Genomic DNA, 8,668 nt, shown 5'->3' on the forward strand with positions numbered 1-8,668 from the left:
GCCGCGGGGCGGCCCTTCAGCGCCGGGGCACGTCGTCCGGGTCGTCCCGCCGCACCGGATCCCCCGGCCCGGCCGGCGGTCGCCGGCCGGGCCGGGTCGCGTACATCGCGTCGATCTCCGAGGCGTAGGTCCGCACGATCGCGTCCCGGTGCGGTTTCATCGACGGCGTGAGGAGCCCGCCTGCCACGTCGAACGGCTCCGCCAGGACGCGGAAGACCCGGATGGACTCCGAAGGCGACACCGCGCTGTTGGCGGCGGCCACGGCGCGCGCCACCTCCTCCCGCAGGGCGTTCTCTTCGCGGGCCTCCCGCGGCGGCGCCTCGCCCTGCGACGCCAGCCCCGCCCGCCAGTGCGCCAGGAACTGCGGATCCAGGGTGATCAGCGCCCCGACGCAGGGCCGGTTGTCGCCCACGACGACCGCCTGGTGGACGAGCGGATGCATCCGCAGCCGCTGCTCCAGGAGGGCGGGCGCCACGCTCTTGCCGCCGCTGGTGATGATGACGTCCTTCTTGCGGCCGGTGATCGTCAGATAGCCCTCTTCGTCCAGGTGCCCGAGGTCGCCGGTGGCCAGCCAGCCGTCGCGCAGCGCCGCTCTGGTGGCGGACGCGTCACCGGAGTACCCCCGGAACACCGACGGCCCGCGCACCAGGATCTCCCCGTCGGCGGCCACCCGGATCCGGGTGCCGGGCAGGGCCTGCCCGACGGTCCCGGACTTCTCCCGGCCGAGCGGCTGCATCGTCACTCCGCCCCCGGTCTCCGTCAGCCCGTATCCGTCGTGGACGTGGACGCCGATGCCCTCGAAGAACAGGGACAGCTCGCGGCTCAGCGGCGAACCGCCGGACACCGCCCGGCGCACCCGGCCGCCCAGGGCCTGCCGCAGCCGGCGGTACACCGTCCGCTCGTACAGGGCGTGCCGGAGCCGCAGATCGAGACCGGGTCCCGGGCCCCTGCCCAGCCGTTGCCGCTCCGATGCCGCGGCGAAGTCCCGCGCCGTCTCGGCGGCCCGCGCGAACAGCGCCCCGCCTCCCGCCCCCCGCGCGGTGCGCAGCAGCCCCTTGTAGAGGTTCTCGAACACCGACGGGACGGCGTAGAAGTACGTCGGGCGGAAGGAGCGCAGCGCCGCCGTCAGCGCCTGTGCCCCCAGGTCCGGCTCGTGCCCCATGAGCAGACCGCCGCGCACGCACAGGCCCTGGACCATCAGCCCGTACACATGGGAGAACGGCAGGAAGGCGAGCACGGCTCCCTGCTCTCCCGGGGGCGCGGCCGTGTGCCCCCAGCCGGCCAGCAGCGTGTCGCAGACGGAGGCCAGGTTCCGGTGGCTCAGGACACAGCCCAAGGCCCGGCCGGTGGTGCCGGAGGTGTAGGCGACGACCGCGGTGGAGTCCGGCGGCACGATCCGGCGCATCGCGTCGACCGCGGCCCACGGCAGGCACGCGCCCCGGGCCGTGAGCTCCTCCAGCGCGCCCGCGTCCAGCTGCCAGACATGGCGCAGCAGCGGCAGCGACGCGCACACCGAGCCGACCGTCATCAGACCCTGCTCGTCCTCGACGGCCGCGGCCACGCAGCCGGCGTCCCGCAGGATCCACGCCACCTGCTCGCGGGAGGCGGACGGATAGACGGGGACGACCTCGGCGCCCACCGCCCACAGGGCGTGACTGAGGATCGTCCACTCGTAGCGGGTGCGCGCCATCACGGCGACCCGGTCGGCGGGGCCGATCCCGGACGCGATCAGTCCCCGGGCCACGCCGATGACCTCGTCGCGGAAGGCGGCGGCCGTCACCTCTTCCCAGATGTCCGGTGACGTGCCGGTGCGGCGGGCCAGCATCGGCAGTTCCGGCGTGCGGGCCGCCCGCTCGAAGACGCTGTCGGCCAGCCCGCCGGTCGGGAGCGGGACGGCCGGGAGAGCGGGAGCGAGGTCGCGCATGCACTGCTCCTGACGTGTACGGGCTGTGACCGCGCCGACGACCACCGTCATCGACGGTGCCGAATCTAACCCAGGCGGGCGCGGCGGATCGCCGGGACGGCGGAAGTGTTCCCCGCTGATGATCCTGTCCGGATCGGGGGACCCGGACGGCATGAGTTACACGAATCCCGATCCCGAGCCCGAGCGCACCACCGGTCTGGAACCGGGAGGCGGCGTGCCGCCCGGCGAGACCCCGCCGGCCGAGAGCAGCCTGCCCGAGGCGGGCCCGCGCGAGGTGCACAACCCGCCCAAGGGCTGGGCCAAGGCACCGCTGGCCCTCATCCTCGGCCTGGTGGTCCTGGTCGCCGCGTTCTTCCTGGTGTACGCCCTCGTCCTGATCTTCTGAGCCGGGGCGGACGGCGGGACGTCAGCCCTGGGTGCGGCGCACGCACTCGGTCACGACGTCCCGCAGGCTCCCCGTGCGCTCCAGCAGCTCCCGCTGGACACGGGCCCCGTTGCCGTCGCGCAGCAGCCGCGCCACGGCGTCCCGGGCCCGGTCGAGGTCGCCGGACGCCTCCAGCGCCTCCCCGACGTGCTCCAGCAGGGCCCGTACGACCGTCTCCGCGGGCATCCGCCGCATCGTCGCCGGGTGGAGCAGCTCCTCCGTCAGCCCGGAGCGGGCGGCCCGCCAGGCGGCGAGCCGCAGCAGGCTCACGCTGGGGTCGGCGGGCTCCCGCCCTTCCCGCCACTCCCGGGCCGCCGTCTCCACCAGGGCCCGCGCCAGCGTGGCTATGAGCGCGGCGGTGTCCGAGTGCAGGCAGACGTCCGCGACGCGGAACTCCACGGTCGGATAGCGCTGGGAGAGCCGGACGTCGAAGTAGACCATCGCCTCGTCGAGGATGGTGCCGGTGGCGACCATGGACGCGACCCGCCGGTGGTAGCGCTCCGCCGACCCGAACAGCTCGGTCGGGCCGGCCGACGGCCAGCGCTGCCAGACCCGGCTGCGATAGCTGCTGTACCGGCTGTCCTTGCCCTGCCAGAAGGGGGAGTTCGCGCTCAGCGCGGCCAGCACCGGCAGCCAGGGCCGCACCCGGTCGATGACGGCGACGCCCTCCTCGTCGGACTCCACCGACACATGCACGTGGCAGCCGAGGACGAGCTGCTCGTGGACCACGACGCCGTACTGGTCGGCCATCCACTGGTAGCGGCGGCCCATCCCGACGGCCGGGGTGACGGGCAGCGGCGAGGTGGCGAGCGCGGCGACGGCGCAGCCGATCTCTCCGGCGTGCCGCGCGGCCTCCTTACGGCAGCGGACGATCTCGGCGTGCAGACGTTCCATGTCCGCCTGCGGATGGGTGGCGAACTCCAGCATCTGGTCGTGGAGTTCCTTCTCGAAGACGTCCCCCTCGGCCGGGTCCTGCGCGGCCCGGGCGAGTACGGCGGCGGACCGTGCCCGCGGTTCGCCGGTCTCCGGATCGACCAGGAGGAGTTCCTCCTCCACTCCGACGGTGCGCAACGTGAGGCCGCCTTTCTGTGATGCCCTGCTTGCGGCGACGACGAGGGTGCTCGCCGGTCGTAGGACCCCGCCTGCCCCGTGGGGGCGGGTCGGACACCTCGTCGCGCCGCCGGGGATCACAGAACGCAGGGCACCAGCCACACCGTGGCCAGCGGCGGCAGCGTGAGCCGCAGGCTTCCCTCCGCCGGCTTGACCGGCCCCGGGTTGATCACGTCGCTGCCGCCGTACCGGGCGGCGTCGGTGTTGAGGACCTCCTGCCAGGCGCCGGCGTCGTCGCCGGCGTCGAGCCGGTAGTCGTGGCGGACCACGGGGGAGAAGTTCGACACCGCCAGCAGCGGGGCGCCCTCGGCGTCGAAGCGCAGGAACGCGAAGACGTTGTCGTCGGCGGCGTCCACCGCGACCCAGCGGAAGCCGCCGGGATCGGTGTCGCGCTGCCACAGCGCGGGGGTGGCGCGGTAGCGGGCGTTCAGATCGCGCACCAGGTCCCGCACCCCGCGGTGATCGCCCGCCGAGTGATACCCGTCGTCCAGCAGCCACCATTCCGGGCCGTGCTTCTCCGACCACTCGGCTCCCTGGGCGAACTCCTGCCCCATGAACAGCAGCTGCTTGCCGGGGTGGGCCCACATGAAGGCCAGGTAGGCGCGGACGTTGGCGCGCCGCTGCCACCAGTCGCCCGGCATCTTGGAGACCAGGGCCCGCTTGCCGTGCACCACCTCGTCGTGGGAGATCGGCAGGACGTAGTTCTCGCTGTAGGCGTACACCATCGAGAAGGTCATCTCGTGGTGGTGGTACGCGCGGTGCACCGGCTCGCGGGAGACGTACTCCAGCGAGTCGTGCATCCAGCCCATGTTCCACTTGAAGCCGAAACCCAGGCCGCCGGTGTCGGTGGGCCGGGTCACCCCGCCCCACGCGGTGGACTCCTCCGCGATGGTCACCACGCCGGGGCACCGCCGGTAGACGGTGGCGTTCATCTCCTGGAGGAACGCCATCGCCGCCAGGTCCTCCCGGCCGCCGTACACGTTGGGCTCCCACTGGCCGGAGTCCCGCGAGTAGTCCAGGTAGAGCATCGAGGCGACCGCGTCGACCCGCAGCCCGTCGATGTGGAACTCCTCGCACCAGTACACGGCGTTCGCCACGAGGAAGTTGCGCACCTCGGTGCGGGCGAAGTCGAAGGTGTACGTCCCCCAGTCCGGGTGCTCCGCCCGCCGCGCGTCCCCCGGCTCGTACAGCGGGTCGCCGTCGAACCGGGCCAGCGCCCAGTCGTCCTTCGGGAAGTGCGCCGGCACCCAGTCCATGATCACGCCGATGCCGGCCCGGTGCAGGGAGTCGACCAGGTACCGGAAGTCGTCCGGTGAGCCGAGCCGGGCGGTGGGCGCGTAGTACGACGTCACCTGATAGCCCCAGGAGGGGCCGTAGGGGTGCTCGGCGACCGGCATCAGCTCGACATGGGTGAAACCGAGGTCCCTGACGTACGCGGGGAGCTCCTCGGCGAGCTGGCGGTACGTCAGTCCCGGCCGCCACGAGGGAAGGTGGACCTCGTACACCGAGAACGGGGCCTCGTGCACCGGGGTGTCGCCCCGGTGCCGCATCCACTCCTGGTCGCCCCACTCGTAGGCCGACGCCGTCACCACCGACGCGGTGTTCGGCGGCTCCTCGGCCAGGCGCGCCATCGGGTCGGCCTTGAGGAACCGGTGCCCGTACTGGGACGTGATCTCGAACTTGTACCGGGCGCCCTCGCCGATGCCGGGCAGGAACAGCTCCCACACCCCGGACGACCCGAGGGACCGCATCGGGAAGGCGGTCCCGTCCCAGTAGGTGAAGTCACCGGCGACCCGCACCCCGCGCGCGTTCGGCGCCCACACCGCGAACCGGGTGCCGGCCACGCCCTGGTGGCTCATCGGCTCGGCGCCGAGCGCCTTCCACAGCTGCTCGTGCCGCCCCTCGCGGATCAGGTGCAGGTCGAACTCGCCGAGCGCCGGCCGGAACCGGTAGGGGTCGTGCACCTCGTACTCGGTGTCCTCGTACGCCACCACCAGGGTGTACTCGGGGATCGACGGAAGGGGCAGGACACCGGAGAACAGCCCGTCGCCCTCCGAGACGAGCGGATGCCGCTCGCCGCCGACGAGCACGCTCACCGCCCGGGCGAAGGGGCGCAGTGCCCGGAAGGCGATCCCGCCGGGCACCGGATGGGCGCCGAGCAGGGCGTGCGGATCGTGGTGGGCGCCCGCCAGCAGGCGCCCCCGGTCGGACGGGTCCAGCGGCGGAGCGGTGCCCGCCGGCCCGGAGGCGGCGGGGACGGGACCGGACGGCTCGGGGAGCGAGGTGTCGCGCAGGGCCACGGTGTCAGTCTCCTCTCACGGCGAGTCGTTCGATCGCCGCCATGGGAACGGGAAGCCAGTCGGGGCGGTGCCGCGCCTCGTACAGCACCTCGTACACGGCCCGGTCCGTCTCGTAGGCGCGCAGCAGGCCGTGCTTCTTGCGCGGATCCCACCCGGCGTGGGCGGCGTAGCCCGCGCAGTAGGCCTCGCGGCAGCGGCGCGCCCACTCCGGACGCCACGGGCGGCGCTGGCGGGCGGCGTAGTCGAAGGAACGCAGCATGCCGGCGATGTCCCGTACGGGGGAGTGGGCGCTGCGCCGCTCGGCCAGCGGACGGGACGGCTCGCCCTCGAAGTCGATGACGAACCACTCGCGGCCGGCCCGCAGCACCTGGCCCAGGTGCAGGTCGCCGTGGATGCGCTGGGCCGGGGGCCCGACATCGCAGGTGGCCAGCGCGGCGAAGGCGGCCCGCAGCCGGGGCACGAACGGCTGGAGCGCCGGCACGCAGTGCGCGGCGGCGGTCAGCCGCTCGGTCATCGCCGCCGCCGTCCGCCCGTTCTCCCCGGGGGCGCCGGGCGGGAAGGCGGAGGCCAGCGCCAGGTGCACCTCCGCCGTCGCCCTCCCCAGCTCGTAGGCCTGCGCGGTGAAGACGTCCCCCGAGGCCAGCGCGTTCAGCGCCAGCGTCCAGCCGTCGGCCGCGCCCGGCAGGAACGGCTGGAGCACACCGAGGGTCGCCTCGTACGGATGGGTGGTGCGCAGCCACGCCACGGGCGCCGGCACCCGGCCGCAGCCCTGCCGGGCCAGCGCGCCCGGTACCTCCAAGTCCGGGTTGACGCCGGGCTGGATGCGCCGGAAGAGCTTGAGGATGAACTCGTCGCCGTACACGAGCGAGGAATTGGACTGCTCGGCGTCCAGCAGCCGCGGCACCAGCCCGCCCGGCACCGGCCGGGACGGATCGCACTCGAAGCGCACCGGACCGGCCTTGCCGGGGTGCCGCAGCCGCTCCAGCAGCAGCTGCGCCGCCCGGGGGTCGTGCAGCGCGTCGTAGACCGTGCGGCCGGCCAGCGGACCCCCCTGCACCTGCCCGATGAGCGCCCGGCCCAGCCGGGGCGCGGGATGCTCGCGCACCCCGAGCAGCAGCTGGTAGCAGTCGCCGGCCGGGGAAGCGCCACCGGGCGCGGGCACGGTGCCGTGGGCCGCGTGGACCAGCAGGTGCAGACAGCCCGGGAACAACTCGGTCATCGACAGCAGGCCGAGGTCGGTGACGGGCCGGTCCTTGCCCGCGAACCAGCGCTGCCGCGGCAGCCACTCGCGCAACAGCCCGCCGAGCGACTCCATGGGCTCGGCGAGACGTGTACGTCGCGGGCGCAGGGATGCGGTCTTCGGCATGGTGACGCGTCCTTTCCTCGGCCTGTGCCGGTCACAGCCGGCGGCCGATGCGGGATGCGACTCGGGTGAGCCGGAACCAGTAGAAGCCGTGTCCCCCGAGGGTCAGCAGGTACGGCAGTTCGCCGATGGCGGGGAAACGGACTCCGCCGAACAGCTCGACCGGATGGCGCCCGGCGAACCGGCGCAGGTCGAGTTCGGTGGGCTGCGCGAACCGCGCGAAGTTGTTCACGCACAGCACCAGGTCGTCCTCGTACTCCCGCAGGAAGGCGAGCACCGCGGGGTTGGAGGAGGGCAGTTCCGTGTAGGAGCCGAGACCGAAGGCCGGGTTCTGCTTGCGGATCTCGATCATGCGGCGGGTCCAGTGCAGCAGCGAGGACGGCGAGGCCATCGACGCCTCGACGTTGGTGACCTGGTAGCCGTAGACCGGGTCCATGATCGTGGGCAGGGTGAGACGGCCCGGGTCGCAGGTGGAGAAACCCGCGTTGCGGTCGGGTGTCCACTGCATGGGGGTGCGGACGGCGTCGCGGTCGCCGAGCCAGATGTTGTCGCCCATGCCGATCTCGTCGCCGTAGTAGATGATCGGCGAGCCGGGCAGGGACAGCAGCAGAGCGGAGAACAGCTCGATCGTGTGGCGGTCGTTGTCGAGCAGGGGGGCCAGCCGGCGGCGGATGCCGATGTTGGCGCGCATCCGGGGGTCCTTGGCGTACTCGGCCCACATGTAGTCGCGCTCTTCGTCGGTGACCATCTCCAGGGTCAGCTCGTCGTGGTTGCGCAGGAAGATGCCCCACTGGCAGCCCGAGGGGATGGCCGGGGTCTTGGCCAGGATCTCGGAGACCGGGTAGCGCGATTCGCGCCGTACGGCCATGAAGATGCGCGGCATGACCGGGAAGTGGAAGGCCATGTGGCACTCGTCGCCGCCGGTGGAGAAGTCGCCGAAGTAGTCGACGACGTCCTCGGGCCACTGGTTCGCCTCCGCCAGCAGCACGGTGTCCGGGTACAGCGCGTCGATCTCGCGGCGGACGCGTTTGAGGAACTCGTGCGTGGCGGGCAGGTTCTCGCAGTTGGTGCCCTCGGCCGCGTACAGATAGGGCACGGCGTCCAGCCGGTAGCCGTCGACGCCCAGGTCGAGCCAGAAGCGGAGCGCGGCGAGGATCTCCTCCTGCACGGCCGGGTTCTCGTAGTTGAGGTCCGGCTGGTGGGAGAAGAACCGGTGGAAGTAGTACTGGCCCCGCACCGGGTCGTAGGTCCAGTTGGAGGTCTCGGTGTCGACGAAGATGATCCGGGCGTCCTGGTACCGCTGGTCGTCGTCGGCCCACATGTAGTAGTCGCCGTAGGGGCCGTCGGGGTCCCTGCGGGACTCCTGGAACCACGGGTGCTGGTCGCTGGTGTGGTTCATGACGAAGTCGATGATCACGCGCATGCCGCGCTGGTGGGCGGCGTCCACGAACCCCACGAAGTCGGCCAGGTCGCCGAACTCGGGCAGGACGGCGGTGTAGTCGGAGACGTCGTAACCGCCGTCGCGCAGGGGCGACTTGAAGAAGGGC

Annotated in this window: 6 protein-coding genes; 1 reads left to right on the forward strand and 5 read right to left on the reverse strand. The window is 72.8% G+C overall.

The annotated features are described in order from the left end of the window. Positions 1-16 precede the first annotated feature (16 nt). A complete protein-coding gene (locus tag AB0L74_RS24790; protein WP_365656341.1) occupies positions 17-1,924 on the reverse strand; it encodes an AMP-dependent synthetase/ligase in 1,908 nt (635 codons plus the stop codon). 151 nt (positions 1,925-2,075) lie between these two features. On the opposite strand from AB0L74_RS24790, the gene AB0L74_RS24795 reads away from it, so the two are divergent. Continuing rightward, positions 2,076-2,309 (forward strand): DUF6480 family protein, encoded by a 234-nt coding sequence (locus AB0L74_RS24795; protein ID WP_365656344.1) that lies wholly within the window; start codon positions 2,076-2,078, stop codon positions 2,307-2,309. A gap of 21 nt (positions 2,310-2,330) precedes the next feature. Here AB0L74_RS24795 and AB0L74_RS24800 read toward each other — a convergent pair whose 3' ends face one another. From AB0L74_RS24800 to treS, 4 genes are all read right to left on the reverse strand, one after another. Then, positions 2,331-3,419: a glutamate--cysteine ligase gene (locus AB0L74_RS24800; protein ID WP_365656347.1), complete on the reverse strand. Its 1,089-nt coding sequence runs from the start codon at positions 3,417-3,419 to the stop codon at positions 2,331-2,333. A 116-nt stretch (positions 3,420-3,535) separates the two neighbouring features. Then, on the reverse strand, positions 3,536-5,758 hold the full coding sequence (glgB, locus tag AB0L74_RS24805) for a 1,4-alpha-glucan branching enzyme (protein ID WP_365656350.1): 2,223 nt from the start codon (positions 5,756-5,758) through the stop codon (positions 3,536-3,538). Between the two features lie 4 nt (positions 5,759-5,762). Next, the gene (locus AB0L74_RS24810) at positions 5,763-7,124 is read right to left on the reverse strand and encodes a maltokinase (RefSeq protein WP_365656353.1); all 1,362 of its coding nucleotides are present in this window, start codon (positions 7,122-7,124) and stop codon (positions 5,763-5,765) included. A gap of 31 nt (positions 7,125-7,155) precedes the next feature. Beyond that, the coding region (treS, locus tag AB0L74_RS24815; protein ID WP_365656356.1) for a maltose alpha-D-glucosyltransferase at positions 7,156-8,668 on the reverse strand (1,513 nt) is incomplete at its 5' end.

The organism is Streptomyces sp. NPDC052020 (assembly GCF_040680575.1).
In the GTDB taxonomy this organism is placed as follows: domain Bacteria; phylum Actinomycetota; class Actinomycetes; order Streptomycetales; family Streptomycetaceae; genus Streptomyces.